General features: G+C 65.0%; 20 protein-coding genes, 1 tRNA gene and 1 riboswitch. Of the genes, 12 read left to right on the top strand and 9 right to left on the bottom strand.

What is annotated here, in order from left to right; genetic code table 11:
• Positions 1 to 8 precede the first annotated feature (8 nt).
• The 6 genes from QCE48_RS02560 to glyA form a co-directional block, all read right to left on the bottom strand.
• Positions 9 to 512, bottom strand: coding sequence for a hypothetical protein (locus QCE48_RS02560; protein ID WP_309786291.1), 504 nt, complete (start codon positions 510 to 512; stop codon positions 9 to 11).
• The gene (locus QCE48_RS02555; protein WP_309786292.1) at positions 509 to 1,297 is read right to left on the bottom strand and encodes a PilW family protein; all 789 of its coding nucleotides are present in this window, start codon (positions 1,295 to 1,297) and stop codon (positions 509 to 511) included. Before QCE48_RS02555 ends, QCE48_RS02560 begins: the two co-directional genes overlap by 4 nt.
• Positions 1,294 to 1,695: a prepilin-type N-terminal cleavage/methylation domain-containing protein gene (locus tag QCE48_RS02550; protein WP_309786293.1), complete on the bottom strand. Its 402-nt coding sequence runs from the start codon at positions 1,693 to 1,695 to the stop codon at positions 1,294 to 1,296. Before QCE48_RS02550 ends, QCE48_RS02555 begins: the two co-directional genes overlap by 4 nt.
• Positions 1,692 to 2,231 (bottom strand): GspH/FimT family pseudopilin, encoded by a 540-nt coding sequence (locus QCE48_RS02545; RefSeq protein WP_404982902.1) that lies wholly within the window; start codon positions 2,229 to 2,231, stop codon positions 1,692 to 1,694. Before QCE48_RS02545 ends, QCE48_RS02550 begins: the two co-directional genes overlap by 4 nt.
• A 162-nt stretch (positions 2,232 to 2,393) precedes the next feature.
• Entirely contained in the window at positions 2,394 to 2,876 is a 483-nt protein-coding gene (gene nrdR / locus QCE48_RS02540) for a transcriptional regulator NrdR (protein WP_062632682.1), read from the bottom strand.
• Positions 2,877 to 2,882: 6 nt separating this feature from the next.
• Positions 2,883 to 4,130, bottom strand: coding sequence for a serine hydroxymethyltransferase (gene glyA, locus QCE48_RS02535; protein WP_309786297.1), 1,248 nt, complete (start codon positions 4,128 to 4,130; stop codon positions 2,883 to 2,885).
• A 154-nt stretch (positions 4,131 to 4,284) separates the two neighbouring features.
• Positions 4,285 to 4,383: riboswitch (ZMP/ZTP riboswitch) on the bottom strand.
• A 218-nt stretch (positions 4,384 to 4,601) separates the two neighbouring features.
• Here glyA and ydfG point away from each other — a divergent pair.
• The 12 genes from ydfG to QCE48_RS02475 all read left to right on the top strand — a co-directional run bounded on the left by ydfG (position 4,602) and on the right by QCE48_RS02475 (position 15,320).
• The gene (gene ydfG, locus QCE48_RS02530) at positions 4,602 to 5,348 is read left to right on the top strand and encodes a bifunctional NADP-dependent 3-hydroxy acid dehydrogenase/3-hydroxypropionate dehydrogenase YdfG (protein WP_309786298.1); all 747 of its coding nucleotides are present in this window, start codon (positions 4,602 to 4,604) and stop codon (positions 5,346 to 5,348) included.
• Between the two features lie 52 nt (positions 5,349 to 5,400).
• Positions 5,401 to 5,862, top strand: a complete 462-nt coding sequence (gene ybgC, locus QCE48_RS02525) for a tol-pal system-associated acyl-CoA thioesterase (RefSeq protein ID WP_309786299.1) — start codon at positions 5,401 to 5,403, stop codon at positions 5,860 to 5,862.
• A gap of 194 nt (positions 5,863 to 6,056) precedes the next feature.
• Complete coding sequence (tolQ, locus tag QCE48_RS02520; RefSeq protein ID WP_309786300.1) at positions 6,057 to 6,734, top strand: protein TolQ; 678 nt, start codon at positions 6,057 to 6,059, stop codon at positions 6,732 to 6,734.
• Between the two features lie 10 nt (positions 6,735 to 6,744).
• Entirely contained in the window at positions 6,745 to 7,191 is a 447-nt protein-coding gene (tolR, locus tag QCE48_RS02515) for a protein TolR (RefSeq protein ID WP_309786301.1), read from the top strand.
• A 4-nt stretch (positions 7,192 to 7,195) separates the two neighbouring features.
• Positions 7,196 to 8,275: a cell envelope integrity protein TolA gene (gene tolA / locus QCE48_RS02510; RefSeq protein ID WP_309786302.1), complete on the top strand. Its 1,080-nt coding sequence runs from the start codon at positions 7,196 to 7,198 to the stop codon at positions 8,273 to 8,275.
• A 108-nt stretch (positions 8,276 to 8,383) separates the two neighbouring features.
• Positions 8,384 to 9,673, top strand: coding sequence for a Tol-Pal system beta propeller repeat protein TolB (gene tolB / locus QCE48_RS02505; protein ID WP_309786303.1), 1,290 nt, complete (start codon positions 8,384 to 8,386; stop codon positions 9,671 to 9,673).
• Positions 9,674 to 9,723: 50 nt separating this feature from the next.
• Positions 9,724 to 10,230 (top strand): peptidoglycan-associated lipoprotein Pal, encoded by a 507-nt coding sequence (pal, locus tag QCE48_RS02500; RefSeq protein ID WP_116561233.1) that lies wholly within the window; start codon positions 9,724 to 9,726, stop codon positions 10,228 to 10,230.
• Positions 10,231 to 10,257: 27 nt separating this feature from the next.
• On the top strand, positions 10,258 to 11,007 hold the full coding sequence (ybgF, locus tag QCE48_RS02495; RefSeq protein ID WP_309786304.1) for a tol-pal system protein YbgF: 750 nt from the start codon (positions 10,258 to 10,260) through the stop codon (positions 11,005 to 11,007).
• 166 nt (positions 11,008 to 11,173) lie between these two features.
• Positions 11,174 to 11,249: transfer RNA gene (locus QCE48_RS02490), tRNA-Lys, on the top strand.
• Between the two features lie 369 nt (positions 11,250 to 11,618).
• Positions 11,619 to 12,743 (top strand): polyphosphate kinase 2, encoded by a 1,125-nt coding sequence (gene ppk2 / locus QCE48_RS02485; protein WP_309786305.1) that lies wholly within the window; start codon positions 11,619 to 11,621, stop codon positions 12,741 to 12,743.
• A gap of 420 nt (positions 12,744 to 13,163) precedes the next feature.
• Positions 13,164 to 13,517: a BON domain-containing protein gene (locus QCE48_RS02480; RefSeq protein ID WP_404982908.1), complete on the top strand. Its 354-nt coding sequence runs from the start codon at positions 13,164 to 13,166 to the stop codon at positions 13,515 to 13,517.
• Between the two features lie 216 nt (positions 13,518 to 13,733).
• Positions 13,734 to 15,320 carry a TrkA C-terminal domain-containing protein gene (locus QCE48_RS02475; RefSeq protein ID WP_309786306.1) on the top strand — a complete coding sequence of 529 codons (1,587 nt, stop codon included), beginning with the start codon at positions 13,734 to 13,736 and terminating at the stop codon, positions 15,318 to 15,320.
• 6 nt (positions 15,321 to 15,326) lie between these two features.
• Here the strand turns inward: QCE48_RS02475 and QCE48_RS02470 are convergent, their stop codons facing one another.
• From QCE48_RS02470 to ppk2 (QCE48_RS02460), 3 genes are all read right to left on the bottom strand, one after another.
• Positions 15,327 to 15,581, bottom strand: coding sequence for an RNA-binding protein (locus tag QCE48_RS02470; RefSeq protein ID WP_309786307.1), 255 nt, complete (start codon positions 15,579 to 15,581; stop codon positions 15,327 to 15,329).
• A 131-nt stretch (positions 15,582 to 15,712) separates the two neighbouring features.
• A complete protein-coding gene (locus QCE48_RS02465; RefSeq protein ID WP_404982909.1) occupies positions 15,713 to 17,422 on the bottom strand; it encodes a SulP family inorganic anion transporter in 1,710 nt (569 codons plus the stop codon).
• Positions 17,423 to 17,484: 62 nt separating this feature from the next.
• On the bottom strand, positions 17,485 to 18,306 hold the full coding sequence (gene ppk2, locus QCE48_RS02460; protein ID WP_309786308.1) for a polyphosphate kinase 2: 822 nt from the start codon (positions 18,304 to 18,306) through the stop codon (positions 17,485 to 17,487).
• Positions 18,307 to 18,342 lie beyond the last annotated feature (36 nt).

Below are 18,342 nucleotides of genomic sequence, written 5' to 3'. Positions count from 1 at the left end.
AAATTCCCTCAAAACGGTTTGGCGACGACGCGTCGCCAGCGGCGCGTGACGCTGTTGCCGGCTACTTCGATTTCGAGTTGCAGCCAGCTTTCCGCATCGGCGGACGCGCCGAAGCCGCGCGCCGTCACCAGATAGGAGCGCGTGTCGGTGTCGCCGGAGCGGGACCAGGGCTCGATCAGGCACTGCGGAACGCGCCGCGCATAAGGCCACGCGACGAACGGCGCAATCGCCGACGCGCCCGCTCCTTCGAAAGACGCCTTTGCGCGCCAGCCCGCCGGCTCGTTCGCGGAAGCGTTTTGCGGCGGATCGGGCGAATCGACGGCCATCCGGCCACAACGGGCGAGCGCGCTGTCCGCCGCATGAAACGCCTGCACCCGATCGCGCACGCTCGCGGCCGCGCGCGTCGCGACGATCGAGGATTCCAGCCACGCGCCTGCCGTCACCAGCATCATCGATGACAGCAGCAGCACGATCGGCAGGACCGTGCCGCGCGATTTTGAACGCGGCGTCATGAGGACCTCCCGCTGTCGGCCGTGACTGCATTGCGGATCGCCACGCGCCGCCAGAATGCCTGCCGGGCGCGCGAATCGGTGGAAACGGCGAGCGAGCCGTCGCAATCGACGTAGCTCGTGCCCTTCGCCGATACGAGCGGATCGCCGCGCACCAGTACACAGAGGTCGGCGGCGACCACCGCCGGCCAACGTTCGCGCGGAACGCTTGCGGCATCGACGGCCGTTGCCGCGTTGTCGAGCCAGTACGTGAGGCGCAGCCGTTCGATGCCTTCGACCATCGGTTGCGCCTGTCGGCCGACGCCCTCGCAGTACAACTCCGGCTCACCGGTCGAGGTGCTGGCCTTCGCGTAGAAGCGCCCGACGACATAGGCGGCGGCGGCTTGTCCCTGGCAGTCGGTCGGCGCGCCCGACGACGACGGCCACGTCGCGACGGCATCGGCCGCGTAGCGGACCATCACGCCGTCCGAATGGCTCGCGAGCGATTCGCACGCGGGCGCATCGTCCGGGCCGACCGCGCGCCCTTGCGAGCAGCCGAACAATCCGACACCTGCCGCGCTCCCGAGCGGCGCGAACGCGACCATCTGCACTTGCTGGCCGACGAGATCGAGCGCCGCGGTCGCCGCTTCGTGCATGCGCACGATGTCGGCGGCGCGATCGTGCGACGCGCGCTGTCCGCGATAAAGCACCAGCGCCGCAACCACGACGAGGAGGCCGAGCGCCATCGCGATCGCGAGTTCGAGCAGCGTATGGCCGCGAGGGACGGGACGACGACCAGGCGCGCTCATCGTGCGAACGCCACTGCGACGCACGCCGATTTCGGCTTCGCCTGCGGTTCGACGCAGCCTTCGGCCGAGTCTTCCGCTCGCCAGCTCACGACCGCGACGCGCACGCCGTCCGCCCGGTCGAACACGTCGACGTCGCCCTGCGGCAGGGTCGACGCCGCTCGCGGACGCCATCGCGACATCACCGGTTCGCGATCTTCCTCGCGCCAGATGCCCTCGGCGACGGAATCGGCAATCCGCATCGCCCTCTCGCGCGCCAGCACCATCCGTTCGCTGCGCGCGAGCCACGTTTGCGCCGCGATCAGGCCGAGCGTCGTGATCGCGATGAGCGACAGCGCGATCATCACTTCGATCAGCGAGTCGCCGCGCTGCCCTCGCTGTTGCATGTCAAGGACGATCATGCCGCCGCTCCACAGGCGCCCTGCGTCATGCGTGCGCGGCCGCCGGTCGCAAGGCGGATGCAGCGGCCGGAACGCGCGGTCGTCACGAGCTTGCTGTTGCGCGCGCTGAAGTCAAAGCTGCGGAAGCCGCCGATCACCTGGCCGGCCGGTGGTGTGAACGAAAGATCGGTCGTCGCGCCGGCGATGGCAATCGAAGGCGAAGCCGATTGCGCTCGCAACAGCACGGCGGCGCCGTCGCGTTCGACGAAGAGCGCCCAGCCGCACGACCAGTCGGCCGCGCCCGAGTCGCAATTCTTGCCGGGCGCGAGACAGTGGCGCGCGGCGTCGATCCGGCACAGCGTCACGCGCGCGCCCCGCTTCGCGGCTTCGGAGCGCGCGAGCGAGAGCGTGGAAAAAAGCGCCCGGGCGCGCGCGTCGACCTGGTCACGCAGCTGCCAGGCGAGAAAAGAAGGCGTCGCGAACGTCGCGACGATCGCCATCACGGCGAGCACCACGGACAGTTCGACGAGCGTGAAGCCGCAAAAGCGAAGTTTCATTCGCATCCCTCATCGATCGAGTGAGAACAGCGCTCAATCTAGAGAGAAATGCCGGCGGCCGCCATCGGCCGAATGGCCGACTACCGGACGCGCGAACGCCGCGACAGACTCTTTTCTTCGTCGTCGGTTCTCAATGCACGGGAAGGGAAAATGCAGAAACGCTCAGCGCTTGCGGGATGTCGATTTCTTCGGCGCGGCACGCCGGAATTCATCGAGCACGTCTTCGAACTCGGAGACGTCTTCGAAGCGTTTATAGACGGAGGCGAATCGCACGTAGGCGATGGTGTCGAGCTGGCGCAACTCGTTCATCACGAGTTCGCCCAAGCGCTCGCTGCGCACTTCGCGCTCGCCGCTGCCGAGCAGCTGGTATTCGATGCGGGCGACTGCCGCGTCGATAGCATCGGCTGCAACCGGCCGCTTTCTGAGCGCCAGTTGCATGCTCGCGACGATCTTGCGGCGATCGAATTCGGTGCGGCTGCCATCCTTCTTCACTACCGACGGCAGCGCCAGCTCGACCCGCTCATACGTCGTGAAACGCTTGTCGCAGGACGGGCAGCGCCGCCGGCGCCGGATCGCGGCGCCGTCTTCGGACACGCGCGAATCCACCACTTGCGTGTCGTCGTGACGGCAGAAGGGGCAGCGCATCGTACTTTAGCCGTAGACCGGGAACTGCTTCGTCAGCTCGGCGACCTTCGCGCGCACGCGCTCGAGATTAGCCTGATCTTCCGGGTTGTCCAGCACGTCCGCGATCAGGTTGCCGACGATTTCCGCTTCCTTCACGCCAAAGCCGCGCGTCGTCATGGCGGGCGAACCGAGCCGCACGCCGCTCGTGACGAACGGCTTTTCCGGATCGTTCGGAATCGCGTTCTTGTTGACCGTGATGTGCGCGGCGCCGAGCGCGGCTTCCGCGGCTTTGCCGGTGATCTGCTTCGCGCGCAGGTCGACCAGCATCACGTGGCTTTCCGTGCGGCCGGAGACGATGCGCAGGCCGCGCTTCACCAGCGTTTCGGCGAGTACGCGCGCGTTGTCGACTACGCGCTGCTGGTATTCCTTGAATTCCGGCGACAGCGCTTCCTTGAACGCGACGGCCTTCGCGGCGATCACGTGCATGAGCGGGCCGCCCTGGATACCCGGGAAGATGGCCGAGTTGATCTGCTTCTCGAACTCGGACTTCATCAGGATCACGCCGCCGCGCGGGCCGCGCAGGCTCTTGTGCGTCGTGGTCGTGACGAAATCCGCGTGCGGCACCGGATTCGGATAGACGCCCGCGGCGACGAGCCCCGCGTAGTGCGCCATGTCGACCATAAAGTACGCGCCGACGCTCTTCGCGATCTGCGACATGCGCTCGAAGTCGATCTTCAGCGCGAACGCGGACGCGCCCGCCACGATCAGCTTCGGCTTGTGTTCCTTCGCGAGCTCTTCGGTTCGGGCGTAGTCGATGTCTTCGGCTTGGTTCAGGCCGTAGCTCACGACCTTGAACCACTTGCCCGACATGTTCACGGGCGAGCCGTGCGTGAGGTGGCCGCCTTCGGCGAGGCTCATCCCCATGATGGTGTCGCCGGGCTTGAGCATCGCGAAAAAGACGCCCTGATTCGCCTGCGAGCCGGAGTTCGGCTGCACGTTCGCCGCTTCCGCGCCGAACAGCTGCTTCACGCGGTCGATGGCGAGCTGCTCGACGATGTCGACATACTCGCAGCCGCCGTAGTAGCGCTTGCCGGGGTAGCCTTCTGCGTACTTGTTCGTGAGCTGCGAGCCCTGCGCTTCCATGACGGCGGGGCTCGTGTAGTTTTCCGACGCGATCAGTTCGATGTGATCTTCCTGGCGGCGGTTCTCCAGTTCGATGGCCTTGAACAGTTCGGGATCGACGTTGGCGATGGTGCTTTGGGCTCTGTCAAACATACGTTTTCCGTTAGATCTAAACAGGTTGACCGGATCGCGCGTGCACGGACGTTGGCGCTTGCGGCGCGGAGCGCGGGATGGGTCCAGGCGTGGGAGGAATACTGCGTTCACGCGAGACGGACAGCCACCGGCAGCGCAGCGACGGCGCGCGGATCTCAGCTGCCCAGGCGAACGGCAAAACGATGCTCCGCGCTTCCCGGTGGGTCGTTCCACCTTGAATCCGAAGATTCTATCGCCAGTCACGCGGAGTTTGAGCGTTGTAGTGTAATGGGGCGTCCTGGAATAGGCAACCAAGCGCAAAGGCCCGAAACCCTCGGAATTGAACGACCGTTCGTATCGGCGGGCGCGCTCGGCCACGCGGTGCCCGCGACTTGCCGCGTCGCACCAATGGAAGTACGCTTTGCGCCGTCGCAAGGCGCACCCAGGCGCCGCGCGAACCTCCTTTCCTTACCTCAACTCCGGAATCCGCTCATGATCGTATTCGTCACTGGCGCGTCCGCCGGCTTCGGCGCCGCCATCGCCCGCACTTTCGTGAAAGGCGGTCACCGCGTGATCGCCTGCGCCCGGCGCCGTGACCGGCTGCAGGCGCTCTCGAACGAACTCGGCGACGCGCTCCTGCCCCTCGAACTCGACGTCACCGACGACCGCGCCGTCGCCGCCGCCATCGCGTCGCTGCCGGAAGCGTTCTCGCAGATCGACGTGCTCGTCAACAACGCCGGCCTCGCACTCGGCCTCGAACCGGCGCAGCGCGCGAATCTCGACGACTGGAAGAAGATAATCGACACGAACTGCGCGGGCCTCGTCTCGGTCACGCATGCGGTGTTGCCGGGCATGGTCGAGCGCAACCGCGGCCATGTGTTCAATATGGGGTCGGTCGCGGGCACCTATCCGTATGCGGGCGGAAACGTCTACGGCGCGAGCAAGGCGTTCGTGCGCCAGTTCAGCCTCAACCTGCGCGCGGATCTGGCGGGCACCGCGCTGCGCGTCACCGATATCGAGCCGGGGCTCGTCGGCGGCACCGAATTTTCGAACGTGCGCTTCAAGGGCGACGACTCGAAAGCGGCCAACGTCTACCAGAACGTTCAGGCGCTCACGCCCGAAGACATCGCCGACGCCATCTACTGGATCGCGACCCGTCCGGCGCACGTCAACGTCAACGCCATCGAGATCATGCCGATCGCGCAGACCTTCGCACCGTTGCAAATACATCGCGGTTGAATGCCCGATTTCGCGTCAGATGCGTAGCTTCCGGTAAAATGCGCGGATGAATATGTCTAGCAGCGAAAATCAGCCGGCGAACGATCCGCTGACTTTCGAGTGGCCGATTCGCGTGTATTACGAGGACACCGACGCCGGCGGCATCGTCTTCTACGCGAACTACCTCAAGTTCTTCGAGCGGGCGCGCACCGAATGGCTGCGCGCGTGCGGCATCGACCAGCAAAAGCTGCTCGATACCGCTGGCGTCGCGTTCGTCGTCAAGCGCACGGCCGTGGATTATTCGGCGCCGGCGCGGCTCGACGACATCGTACGGGTCGTCAGCCGGATCGATCGCCTCGGCCGCGCCTCGGTGGATTTTCATCAGGAAGCATGGCGCGGCGAAGTCCTGCTCGCATCCGGCGACATCCGCGTGGCGTCGGTCGATCACGCGTCGATCCGCCCGGTCGGCATTCCGGGCGCGGTGCTCGCCGGACTGAAGCGCGGGCCCGTGACACCTTCCGTGACGGCTGCATGAGGGCCGCATGAGCATCGGATCGAGCGCCGGCGGAAAACCAATGAACTCGTCGTGACTCTGAGAACACCAAGCCTCAGTTGCAAGGCAAGCAGCATCGAGCATGAGCCGGCAAGAGCCGGGACTTTCGAAATTTTCACGAAAGCCTGACACGCTCCTGACCGGACGCCCCATTCGGGACGTAACAGCGAACCTTTATGAACAATACACAAGACCTGTCGATCGTTTCCCTCGTCATTCACGCGAGCCTGCTCGCGCAGGCCGTCATGGCCCTGCTGCTGATCCTGTCGCTGCTGTCGTGGACTTTCATCTTCCGCAAGTGGTTCGCCATCCGGCGCGCCCGCGCGCAGACCGAGCGCTTCGAACGCGACTTCTGGTCCGGCGGCGACCTGCAGGCGCTCTATCAGAGCGCGGCCAACAACCGTCACACCATCGGCGCGCTCGAGCGCATTTTCGAATCCGGCATGCGCGAGTTCCTGAAGGGCAAGGAACGCCGCATCACCGATCCGAGCGCGATCCTCGACGGCTCCCGCCGCGCCATGCGCGCCGCCTTCCAGCGCGAAATGGACGTGCTCGAAGCGAACCTCGCGTTTCTCGCGTCGGTGGGTTCGGTCAGTCCGTATATCGGTCTCTTCGGCACGGTCTGGGGGATCATGAATTCGTTCCGCGGCCTGGCGAACGTGCAGCAGGCGACGCTCGCGAACGTCGCGCCGGGCATTGCCGAGGCGCTCGTCGCCACCGCGATCGGCCTGTTCGCCGCGATTCCGGCGGTGGTCGCCTACAACCGCTACGCCCACGATATCGACCGTCTGGCGATCCGCTTCGAGACCTTCATCGAAGAGTTCTCGAACATCTTGCAGCGCCAGGCGCATTAAGGAGTCCGCGATGGCCGGAGGCACCACCCGTTCCAGCATGCGCGGCAGTTCGCGCCGTGCGATGTCCGACATCAACGTCGTGCCGTATATCGACGTGATGCTCGTGCTGCTCGTCATCTTCATGGTGACGGCGCCGCTCGTCTCGCCGTCGATCATCAACCTGCCGACGGTCGGCAACGCGCAGCCGCAGGAGCAGACGCCGCCGCTCGTCGTCAACATCAAGGCGGACGGCAGCATGAACGTGCGCTACAAGGAAGACGGCGGCGCGGCGCAGCAGCAGAACATGACGAAGGACGAGCTCAACTCGTTCGTGCTGAACCGGCAGGAATCGCATCCGGACCAGCCCGTCGTGATCGCCGCCGACAAGACCGTGAAGTACGAAGTCGTGATGAACGTGATGTCGGACATGAAAGCGCGCGGCGTGAAGCGCGTCGGCTTGCTGGTGAAATCGCAATAACGCAATGATCGATCGGCATACCCGGCAGACCCGCGCCCGACCCATCCGCCCGCCGCGCGAGCGCGGCACGTGGAAAGCGTTCGCGCTCGCCGCGCTGATGCACCTGCTGCTCGGCTGGCTGCTCTATCACGGCATCAACTGGCAGAACAACACGCCCGCCGGCTCGGAAGCGGAACTCTGGACGGAGATTCCTGACCTCTCCACGCCGACGCCCCGCCCTGTCCCGCCGCCGCCCGCGCCCGTCAAGGTACAGCCCGCGCCGCCGCCCGCTAAGGACGAAGAAGCCGACATCGCGTTGCAGGAAAAGAAACGCAAGCAGCAGGAAGCCGCCGCGCGCGAGGCGCAGCTCGCGGAGCAGCGCCGCCAGCAGGAAGAGGCGCAACAGGAAGCGGAAGCGAAGCGTCAGCAGCAGCTCGCCCAGCAGCAGGCGGCCATGGCCGCGGCGCAGAAGGCCGCGCAGGAAAAGCAGAAGCAGGTTGAGAAGCAGAAGCAGCTCGACCAGCAGAAGGCCGACCAGCAAAAGCAGCAGCAACAGAAGGCGCAGCAGCAGAAGGAAGCCGACGCGGCTAAGACCGAGCAGTTGAAGGAACAGAAGGAAGCGAAAGAAAAAGCGGACGCGCAAGCCAAGGCCAAGGCGGACGCCGATGCGAAGGCCAAGGAAAAGGCCAAGGCCGACGCCGCCGCGAAAGCCAAGCTCGATTCGGAGCGCCGCGCGCGTCTCGCGCAGTTGCAAGGGCAAGCGGGCGGCGGATCGAGCGACAGCGGCGAGGGGTTGGCGAAGGGTGGGACGGGCCGCGGCGCGGGTGGCAACGCGACCTCGCCGGGTTATGCGGAGAAGGTGCAGCGCCGCGTGCGTCCGAACATCGTCTGGGCGGGCGAAACGGCCGGGCTCGAGACCGTGGTCACCGTGCGTTGCGCGCCCTCGGGCACGCTGCTTTCGTCGTCGATCTCGCGCTCGAGCGGCAACGATCAGTGGGACGAGGCGGCATTGCGGGCGGTACGGCGCTCCGACCCGATGCCGGTCGACATCAACGGTCAGGCTCCGGCGTCCTTTACCATCACGCTGCGCCCCGCTGGCGGCTGATTGCAGGGCTTGCAAAACGGGAACGAATCGTGCTGCCGCCGGTCTGTTCTGAAGTTTCGGATAGTTTGAAATTCGGTTTGAAAATCGCTTCTTGGGAACGAATACAGCATGAGTTTGATGACAAAGCTTGGCCTGAGGACGCTCATCGCGTCCTGCCTGATCGCCGCGAGTACCGCGCACGCGGAACTCAACGTGCTCGTGACCGGCGTCGGTTCGACCCAGTTTCCGATCGCGACCGCCAACTTCGCGAACGAGGCGAATTCGCCGCAACAGGTGAGCGCCATCGTGCGTCAGGATCTGGCGCGCAGCGGCAAGTTCAACAACATCGATGCGGGCGGCACGCCGGTATCGGAGACCGATTCCGTCGATCTCGGCAGCTGGAAGGCCAAGGGCGCCGACGCCTTCGTGTCCGGCAGCGTGACGAAGCTCTCGAACGGCCAGTACGAAGTGCGCTTCCGCCTGTATGACACGGTCAAGCAGCAAAGTCTCGGCGGCCTGTCGCTCGTCAGTCCCGAGAGCGGCCTGCGCATGAGCGCGCACAAGGTCGCCGACTACATCTACGCCAAGCTGCTCGGCGGCCGCGGCGTGTTCGCGACGCGTCTTTCGTATGTGATCCAGACAGGCGGCAAGTACCAGTTGCAGATTTCCGACTCGGACGGCCAGGACGCGCGCATCGCACTCAACAGCCCCGAGCCGATCATCTCGCCGGCCTGGTCGCCCGACGGCACGAAGGTCGCGTATGTCTCGTTCGAGAAGAAGAAGCCGGTCGTCTACATCCACGACCTGCCGACGGGCAAGCGCGTCGTCGTGTCGAATCAGAAGGGCAACAACAGTGCGCCGGCGTGGTCGCCGGACGGCCGCAAGCTCGCGGTCGCCCTGTCGCGCACCGGCAATACGCAGATTTTCGAAGTCAACGCCGACGGCAGCGGTTTGCGCCGCCTGACGCAAGGCAGCTCCATCGACACGGAGCCGGCCTACTCTCCTGATGGCAACTCGATTTATTTCACGAGCGACCGCGGCGGCCAGCCGCAAATCTACAAGATGCCAGCGGGCGGCGAGAGCGCCGGGGCAGCGCAGCGTGTCACGTTCACGGGCAGCTACAACACGAGCCCGCGCGTGAGTCCGGACGGCAAGCAACTCGCGTACATTTCGCGTACTGGCGGCGGCTTCAAGCTGTACCTGCAGGACCTCGGGTCCGGCACGGCGACTGGCCTGACCGACACGACGCATGACGAATCGCCCAGCTTCGCGGCGAATGGTCAGTACATCCTCTACGCCACCCAGGTGAACGGGCGTGGCGTGTTGGCAGCCGTTTCGACCGACGGTCGGACGCGGCAAGTCTTGTCCGTGCAGGGCGGCGTCGTACGCGAACCGTCCTGGGGTCCGTTCATGCAATAACCTCATGCTTTACGTAGATTACGTTGCGCAATAACACAAGGAGAGTAACCATGATGTCGAAACTTCGTGTCGGCTTTGCAATCGCGATGGTCGGAGCACTCGCCGCCTGTCACTCGGGCGTGAAGCTCGATGAAGGCGCGAACAAGGGTGCAGGCACCAACCAGCCGAACCCGAACGCCGTGGCGACGGTCAACGTCGACCCGCTGAACGATCCGAACAGCCCGCTCGCCAAGCGCAGCATCTATTTCGACTTCGACAGCTACGCCGTCAAGGACGAATACCAGTCGCTGGTCCAGCAACACTCGACGTACCTGAAGGGTCATCCGGAGCGGCGCGTGCTGATCCAGGGCAACACCGACGAGCGCGGCACGAGCGAATACAACCTCGCGCTGGGTCAGAAGCGTGCTGAAGCCGTGCGTCGCGCGATGTCGCTGATGGGCGTCGCCGACACGCAAATGGAAGCCGTGAGCCTCGGCAAGGAAAAGCCGACGTCGACGGGTCATGACGAAGCTTCGTGGGCCGAGAACCGCCGCGCCGACCTCGTCTATCAACAGTAACGTAACCAGTCACGGGTGAGTCGCCCTATGTTGTATCGCTTCCCCTCGCTGCGCATCGTCGCAGCCGTTTGTGTGGCCGGTTCGGCGCTCGCGGGCGCGCCCGCGCATGCGGGTGTCTTCGACGACAACGAAGCGCGCAAGGCCGTGCTCGACCTGCGCACGAAATCGGACAGCCTGACGAGCCAGTTGTCCGCAGCCCAGCGCACGATCCTCGATCAATCGAATCGTCTCGACCAGCTGAACCAGCAGGTCGCGACGCTTCGCGGTCAAAATGAGGATTTGTCCAACGAGGTCGCCACCCTGCAGAAGCAGCAGAAGGACTACTACGCCGATCTCGATGCGCGGCTGAAGAAGTTCGAGCCGCAGCAGCAGACGGTCGATGGCATGCAGGGCACCGTGCAGCCGGGCGAGACGGAAGCGTTCAACGCGGCGTCGAATCAGTTCCGTGCCGGTGACTTCAAGAGCGCCGCGGCGTCGTTCAAGACGTTCGTGGCGAAGTATCCGCAGAGCCCGTATCAGCCGACCGCGCAGTACTGGCTCGGCAATGCGCTGTATGCCGAGCGCGACTACAAGGGGTCGACCGCGATCTGGCAGAACCTGGTGAAGACGTATCCGACGCATCCGCGAGCGCCCGAAGCGTTGCTCGCAATCGCGAACAACCAGATCGAACAGGGCCAGAAAGCTGCTGCGAAGAAGACGCTGGAACAGATCATCTCGCAGTACAGCGGCACCGAAACTGCGCAGACCGCGCAGAGCAGGATGTCGCAGGTGAAGTAAGCGAAGCTTCTTCATTGGAAATTCGCGCCTCTCGCTGAAAGGGCCCGCTGCTTGTTCGCCGCGGGCCTTTTCTTTTGACGGCGCGTGAGCGAGTGCTTGTCGGATGAATTCGTTCCTGGTCGATGTTGACAAATTCCGTGTCGAATGACTATAATTTCGGCTCTTTGGGTCGTTAGCTCAGCTGGTAGAGCAGCGGACTTTTAATCCGTTGGTCACAGGTTCGAATCCCGTACGGCCTACCAAAGATCAAAAGGGTTACAGGCGAAAGCCTGTAACCCTTTTCCGTTTGAGCGTTTGGGCCCTCGCAAGCGCTGCTTGCCGAGCGCATCGTCCCTTCCTTCCTCACGTCTCAAAGCATCCCGGGGTCATCCTGCCCCCCGTGTCCGATGCATACGGCTACATGCGCCCCTCGCTAAAATATACGCAATCCTGATTAACGGATTCCGTCATTCGCCCCCTTCCTCACGGATGACATTCATCAACAATCTCCGCGCGCACTGGCACCAGAATGGATGTCCAACCTTGTCCCCAGTTGCTGCACGCCGCCTTCGAATGACCATCCGAATCGCATCGACGCAACGAGGACGCATCGCAAGCCAGCCGGATACGACATGGAAGATCGAACGCAAGCCCACGAACATCCCGCGCCCGTCGAATACACGCGCACGGGCCGAACCCGCAGAAAAGTAAAACAAGGCGACGTCATCCACACTAACTCGCCGCTCGCCGCGCAACGCGACGAGGTCGGCAATGCGGTCGAGGCCGCCGGGGCGCTCGTCGTGAGCAGCATGCAGGACATTCTCGCGAAACATGCCTCGCAGGAACCCGCGAGCCTCATCGATACCGTCAAGACCTTGATGGCCGGTCTCTCGCCCGACGAAGCCGCGCTCCTTCGCACCGAGTTGCTGACGGGCGAACCCAATGCCTGGCATGCAAACGTCGCGCGTCATCCGGACGAGGAACTCGCCTCCGGATGGCGCGAGGGCGAATATCCCTACCGACATCTGATGTCGCGCCGCAATTACGAAAAGCAGAAGTATCAGTTGCAGGTCGAACTGCTGAAGCTGCAAGCGTGGGTTCGCGAGACAGGCCAACGTCTCGTCGTGGTGTTCGAGGGACGCGACGCCGCCGGCAAGGGCGGCGCGATCAAGCGCTTCATGGAGCATCTGAATCCGCGCGGCGCGAGAGTCGTCGCGCTCGAAAAGCCGACCGCGACCGAACGCTCGCAGTGGTATTTCCAGCGCTACGTGCAGCATCTGCCGACCGCGGGCGAGATCGTGCTCTTCGACCGCTCCTGGTACAACCGCGCGGGCGTCGAGCGCGTGATGCGCTTTTGCTCCGACGAGGAATACACCGACTTCATGCAGCAGGTGCCGGAATTCGAACGGCATCTCGTGAGAAGCGGCATTCATGTCGTCAAATTCTGGTTCTCGGTGAGCCGTGAAGAACAGCGTCGCCGTTTCAAGGAACGGCAGGTCCATCCGCTCAAGCAATGGAAGCTGAGCCCCGTCGACCTCGCTTCGCTCGAAAAATGGGACGAATACACGCAAGCGAAGGAAGACATGTTCGCGCGAACCGACACCGCCGACTCTCCGTGGACCGTCATTCGTTCCGATTGCAAGAAGCGCGCGCGCCTGAACGCCATGCGTTATCTGCTTCACAAGCTGCCGTATGCGAACCGCGATATGAAGACCATCGGCCCCGTCGATTCGCTGATTGTCGGCCGGGCGCTGTAGGGCTGCGCGAACTGCGCGGCGTCCGGCACGCCCGGCGACGCGCATCCAATACGGCACCCCGGTGCGCCGGTCCGTGTGCCGAATCGCCGGCCTGAGCGCACTCCGACGCGCTCGCGACGACCGTCCGTTCGTTTAAATTCCCCGCATTAACCCACATTTGCCGGACAAGAAGTTCGCAGAACTGTCTTACAACTTCTTTTGGATCGGCGTATCTTTCTTGGCAGCGCACCCGCAGGGTTCGCCCGTCCACCGCGCGGCCATCGCGACCGAAGCGCGCGGAATTCCACAACCGTTTCGGCGGGCCTCGACAGCGCCCGCTGCAGGGGAATCGCACCACCGCACTACGCAGCCGTGCCGATTGCGTGCCCGCGCGGTATCGTCGTCCGGGCCGTTTGAAGATTTCGTCAAAGGAGAATCGCAGTGAATGCACTGAAACCACTCAAGTTGGCGGCCGGCGTTCTCGTCGTCATGGCGTCGTTCGGCGTTGCGTCCATCAGCGCTCACGCGCAGTCGAGCGACGCAGCCGCGGCGCCCACCGCGAAATCGTCGAAGGCGTCGAACAAGGCGCTTTCCAAGGAAGTGCGGCGGGCGATGTCGAAGACGAAGGGTCTGACTTCGTCGAACATCAATGTTCGCGTGCGCGATGGCGCAGTGACGCTCGCGGGCACCGTGCCCGACAACTCGCAAATCGAAAAAGCGACGGAGGCCGCCAAAAGCGTTCCCGGCGTGACATCGGTGAAAAACGCGATCACGATCCGCGAGATCGGGCAGTAAGCGCAGCAACAGCCTCGCGGCTTCGGCGCCGGTCGCGCACGCGTGACGAGCGTCGAAGCCGCGATTCCGTCGGCGCGCGAGAAACGCGACGTCACGCGTTGCATCGTCCGACACAAACAGCCTCACGCAGCGCCGGCGCCTGAACCATCCCGCCCACCGTCGATAGAGCCACTTATCATGAAGGCGGACAACGCCCGATAAAAAGCGAGGTGCGACGTGGAATTCGTCAGAACGCTACTCGAACAGCAGCCGTTGATGGCCGTGTTCCTCACCATCGCAATCGGCTATCTCGTCGGCGAAATCAACATCAAGGGCTTTTCGCTCGGCGTGGGCGCCGTGCTCTTCGTCGCGCTCGGCGTCGGCTGGTTCGCACCCAAGGCGGCGCCGGCACCGATGATCGGCACGCTCGGGCTCGCGCTCTTCCTCTATACGGTAGGCGTCCAGTACGGCAAGCAGTTCTTCCTCGGCCTGACGAGCGCGAACGGGCGCCGCGCCAACCTGATCGCGCTCGTCGGCGTGCTGGTGGCCGGCGTCGCGAGCATCGTCATCCAGCACGCGATGAATCTCCGGCTCGGCTACGCGCTCGGCCTCTTCGCGGGATCGGGCACGAGCACGGCGGCGCTGCAGGCGACCATCGCGACGCTTAACAACGACGACGCCGCCGTCGGCTACTCGGTCTCCTATCCGTTCGGCGTCGCCGGGCCGATCCTGCTGCTCTACCTCGCGTTCATGTTGAAGAAGCCGAAAATCGACATGGCGGCGGGCGCGGGCCTCGAATACGTCGAGATCGCGCTCGCCAATCCGGCGCTCTTCGGCAAGACGCTCGGCGACGTGACACCGCTGCTCCCCGCCGACGTGCAGATCATCGCGCGCCGCTCGGCGCACCACAACGAACCGGCGACGCCGGCCATCGTGATCGGCGAGAACGACGTCCTGCTCGCCGTCGGGCCGAGCCGGGCGACGCTCGAGCGCGCGCGCGAAGTCCTCGGCGTGGCGGCGCCGGGGCGCGTCATCCGGGATCGCAGCGATCTCGACTACATCCGCATTTTCGCGTCGCGCGCGACCGTGGTGGGCCGGCCGCTCGGCGATCTGCAACTGCCGGGCGACAAGGCGTCGATCGTCGCGCAGGTGCGCCGCGGCGACACCGACATCCTGCCGAGCGCCGAACTCGTGCTCGAATTCGGCGACCGCATCGGCCTGCTCGCCTGTCGCAGCGATTTCCCGGCGCTGCGCAAGTATTTCGGCGATTCGATCAAGGGCACGGCGGAGTTCAGCTATATCTCGATCGGCCTCGGCATGGCGCTCGGCTTTCTGCTCGGCGCGGTGCAGATTCCGTTGCCGGGTATCGGCAAGCTCGCGCTGGGGCTCTCGGGCGTGCTGATCGTCGCGCTCGTGCTGGGGCGGCTGCGGCGCACGGGCGGCATGAACTGGACGATCCCGCTCTCCGCCAATCTCGTGATGCGCAACCTCGGTCTCACGCTCTTTCTCGCGCAGGTCGGGATGGCGTCGGGGCCGAAGTTCGCCGCGACCGTCACCGAGACGGGCTTGCTGATGCTCGGTCTCGGCGCGATCGTGCTGCTCGCGCTGGCGGTGCCGGTGCTGGTGCTCGGGCTCGTCGTGTATCGCATGCCGTTCGACGAAGTGGCGGGCATCGTCGCAGGCGCGTGCGGCAATCCGGCGATCCTCGCGTTCGCGAACAAGCTCGGTCCGACCGAGCGCCCCGACATCGGCTACGCGATGATCTTTCCCGGCATGACGATCGTGAAGATCCTGTTCGTCGACATCGTCGGCGCGCTGATGTAGCGCGCGTCAGGCGAAGCCGTCGCGCAGGATCTGCGCGGTCAGCGGGCGATTCTTCCAGTGCATGTTGTGGATGCGCTTCTGGAACTGGCCGAGCGCGTTGGGATCGATGCTCCGGTAGGTCAGCACCGCGGCCGGGCGCGAGCCTTCGCCGGGCGCGCGTTCGATCTCGTCGAAAGGCGGAAAGCCGTACTTCGCGAGGAACTCGCGGATTTCGTCGTCGGATGTATCGGGGTCGAGGTTGCCGAGAAAAAGACGTGCCATCGCAATACTCCTGTTGATCGGCCGGGCTATGACGATGCAAGGCGCGTCGCGCGTGCTGCCGTCGTTCGCTTTCACGGACCTCGTGAACTCATAGTAGGCAATGCGTCCGGGGGCCGCAAATCGGTGTGCGCTCATCGGACGCCGTCCGCTGAAGCCGCACGCCGGTGGAAATCGACCGCTTGGTCGAGGTTGTGGAACATGCGTTCCCGGCCGAGCGTTGCGCCGAGCGGCGATCGCTGCACCATCTCCAGCACGCCCGGATTCAGCCCGACCAGCCACAGCGACACGCCCGCCTGGCGAAAGTGCGCTTCGGCCTGCGTGAGCATCTTGAGCGCGGTGTATTCGATGTCGAACACGCCGCCGAGATCCAGCACCACGACGCGCGGCTCGGCCTCTTCGATGAACGCGCGCATCTTCTGCCCGACGAGCTGCGCGTTGGCGAAGAAGATGCGGCCCTCGGGCCGCAGCACCAGCATGCCGGCAATGGCATCGTCGCCCGGGTGCGCCGCCGACGACGGCCGGAACACGTTGGTGCCCGGCTTCCTCAGCAGGACGTAGACGGGCGGATTCGACACCTGGTACGCCAGCGCCACGAGCGACACGACGATCGCCACGACAATCCCCTGCAACGTGCCGAGCAGCACGACGCCCGCCAGCGCGACGAGCGCCCATACGAGCTCCGTGCGCCGAATCCGCACGATCGCGCGAAACTCGGCGGGATCGAAGAGGCCGACCGAGTACACGACGACGACGGCACCCAGCGTCGCCTGCGGAATCAGCCCGATCAGCGGCGCGAGCAGCAGCATCGAGCCGAGCGCGACGGCCGCCGTCACGAGTTCCGCCGCCTGCGTGAACGCGCCCGCGCGGCGGTTGACCGCCGTCTGCGTGGTGCCGCCGCCGGCGGGCATCGCGCCGGTGAAGGCGCCCGCGAGATTCGCGAGGCCCGTCGCGAACAGTTCCCGGTTGGCGCGCGGCGTCGGCTCGCCCTCGCGCACGAACGCGCGCCCCGCCGCGATGGTCTCCGTGAAACTCATTAGCGCCGTGCCGAGCGCGACGGGCCAGAGCATCTCGATGAGCGCGAGATCGGGCATCGTCAGCGTCGGCAGTCCGGTCGGGACATGGCCGACGGTTTCGACGCCGTGCGCCTGCAACCCGAGCACGCTCACGCCCGCGATCGCTACCGCCACCGCGACGAGCGGCGCCGGCAGGCGCGGCGTGAAACGCTCGAACGCGAGCAACGCGGCAGCCGTCGCGGCGCCGACGGCCATCGTCGTCATGGAGGCATGCGGGACGCCCTGCACGATCGCCAGGAGGTTGTAAAAGAACGAGCCCTTGGTGAAGTGAATGCCGAGCAGCTTCGGAATCTGATCGACGACGATAACGATCGCGATCCCCGCCTTGAACCCGACCAGCACCGGCTCGGAGATGAAGTTCGCGAGAAACCCGAGCCGCAGCAGCGACGCCAGCACGAGAATCACGCCGACGAGCGCGGTCACCGTCACCGTCGCGCTCACGAGCTGGGCGGCGTCGCCGTCGGGCACCGCGCGGCCGAGCGCCGAGGCGACGAGGATCGCGAGTGTCGTCGTGGTGCTGACACTGAGCGGCCTCGATGTTCCGAAGAGCGCGTAGATCACCATCGGCACGAAAGCGGTGTAGAGGCCGATCTGCACGGGCAGGCCCGCGACCGTCGCGTAGGCGAGCGCTTTCGGAATCACAACGGCGGCCGCGGTCAATCCCGCGATCAGATCGGGCTTCGCCCACGCCATGCGGTAATGGGCGATCCAGTCGGGCACGATGCCCGGCGAGGCGCGTGCGGCATGATCCGGCGATTGCTGCGCCATGACTCGGCCCATCCAGAAAGATCAGGCACGTGGAGCGCCGATGCGTCGGCAGGCGGCGTTGCTCAGAACGTCTCCGGCACGTACCTGTACGAATAATCCGGCTCGCGATAGCCCTTGGGCGCCTGCCGCTTCGGCAGCGTGATCTTGGGCCGCGGCATCGCTTCGTAGGGAATGCTTTTCAGCAGATGCGTGATGATGTTGAGCCGCACGCGCTTCTTGCTGTTGGAACGCGCGACGAACCACGGCGCGAAATCGGTGTCGGTAGCGGCGAACATGTCGTCGCGCGCGCGGGAGTAGTCGTACCAGCGGCTGTACGAATCCAGATCCATGCGCGAGAGCTTCCAGACCTTGCGCCCGTCGTGGATGCGCGCCTGGAGCCGCCGCGTCTGCTCTGCTTCGCTCACTTCGAGCCAGTACTTGATGAGCGTGATGCCCGATTCGACGATCGCCCGTTCGACGAGCGGCACCCCTTTCAGAAACGATTCGCACTGTTCCTTCGTGCAAAAGCCCATCACGCGCTCGACGCCCGCGCGGTTGTACCAGCTGCGATCGAAAATCACGATCTCGCCCGCGGCCGGCAGATGCGGCAGGTAGCGCTGCACGTACATCTGGCTCTTCTCGCGATCGGTCGGCGCAGGCAGGGCGATCACGCGAAACACGCGCGGGCTCACGCGTTCGGTGATCGCCTTGATCGTGCCGCCCTTGCCCGCGCCGTCGCGCCCCTCGAAGACGATGCAGATCTTCGCGCCCGTCTGCACGACCCACTCCTGAAGCTTCACCAGTTCGACGTGCAGCCGCGCAAGCTCCTTGTCGTAGGCCTTGTTCGACATCGGGGCTTCTGGATCGTCGCTGGCTTCGGTTTCGCGCCTGCTTTCTTTGCCCATGATCGTCTCTCTTGGAGTCGTGAGCGCGTCCGCATC

It is taken from the genome of Caballeronia sp. LZ024, from assembly GCF_031451455.1.
GTDB classification, from domain to species: Bacteria; Pseudomonadota; Gammaproteobacteria; order Burkholderiales; family Burkholderiaceae; genus Caballeronia; species Caballeronia telluris.
This window is presented reverse-complemented; position numbering and strand designations above follow the sequence as displayed.

Bases quoted from the DNA above. Each gene is read 5' to 3' on its own strand.
- QCE48_RS02545 (WP_404982902.1), bottom strand. From the start codon at position 2,231: ATGAAACTTCGCTTTTGCGGCTTCACGCTCGTCGAACTGTCCGTGGTG.
- QCE48_RS02470 (WP_309786307.1), bottom strand. From the start codon at position 15,581: ATGGCACGTCTTTTTCTCGGCAACCTCGACCCCGATACATCCGACGAC.
- ydfG (WP_309786298.1), top strand. From the start codon at position 4,602: ATGATCGTATTCGTCACTGGCGCGTCCGCCGGCTTCGGCGCCGCCATC.
- tolB (WP_309786303.1), top strand. From the start codon at position 8,384: ATGAGTTTGATGACAAAGCTTGGCCTGAGGACGCTCATCGCGTCCTGC.
- ppk2 (WP_309786308.1), bottom strand. From the start codon at position 18,306: ATGGGCAAAGAAAGCAGGCGCGAAACCGAAGCCAGCGACGATCCAGAA.
- QCE48_RS02560 (WP_309786291.1), bottom strand. From the start codon at position 512: ATGACGCCGCGTTCAAAATCGCGCGGCACGGTCCTGCCGATCGTGCTG.
- pal (WP_116561233.1), top strand. From the start codon at position 9,724: ATGATGTCGAAACTTCGTGTCGGCTTTGCAATCGCGATGGTCGGAGCA.
- ybgC (WP_309786299.1), top strand. From the start codon at position 5,401: ATGTCTAGCAGCGAAAATCAGCCGGCGAACGATCCGCTGACTTTCGAG.
- ybgF (WP_309786304.1), top strand. From the start codon at position 10,258: ATGTTGTATCGCTTCCCCTCGCTGCGCATCGTCGCAGCCGTTTGTGTG.
- nrdR (WP_062632682.1), bottom strand. From the start codon at position 2,876: ATGCGCTGCCCCTTCTGCCGTCACGACGACACGCAAGTGGTGGATTCG.
- tolQ (WP_309786300.1), top strand. From the start codon at position 6,057: ATGAACAATACACAAGACCTGTCGATCGTTTCCCTCGTCATTCACGCG.
- QCE48_RS02465 (WP_404982909.1), bottom strand. From the start codon at position 17,422: ATGGCGCAGCAATCGCCGGATCATGCCGCACGCGCCTCGCCGGGCATC.
- tolR (WP_309786301.1), top strand. From the start codon at position 6,745: ATGGCCGGAGGCACCACCCGTTCCAGCATGCGCGGCAGTTCGCGCCGT.
- tolA (WP_309786302.1), top strand. From the start codon at position 7,196: ATGATCGATCGGCATACCCGGCAGACCCGCGCCCGACCCATCCGCCCG.
- QCE48_RS02550 (WP_309786293.1), bottom strand. From the start codon at position 1,695: ATGATCGTCCTTGACATGCAACAGCGAGGGCAGCGCGGCGACTCGCTG.
- ppk2 (WP_309786305.1), top strand. From the start codon at position 11,619: ATGGAAGATCGAACGCAAGCCCACGAACATCCCGCGCCCGTCGAATAC.
- QCE48_RS02555 (WP_309786292.1), bottom strand. From the start codon at position 1,297: ATGAGCGCGCCTGGTCGTCGTCCCGTCCCTCGCGGCCATACGCTGCTC.
- glyA (WP_309786297.1), bottom strand. From the start codon at position 4,130: ATGTTTGACAGAGCCCAAAGCACCATCGCCAACGTCGATCCCGAACTG.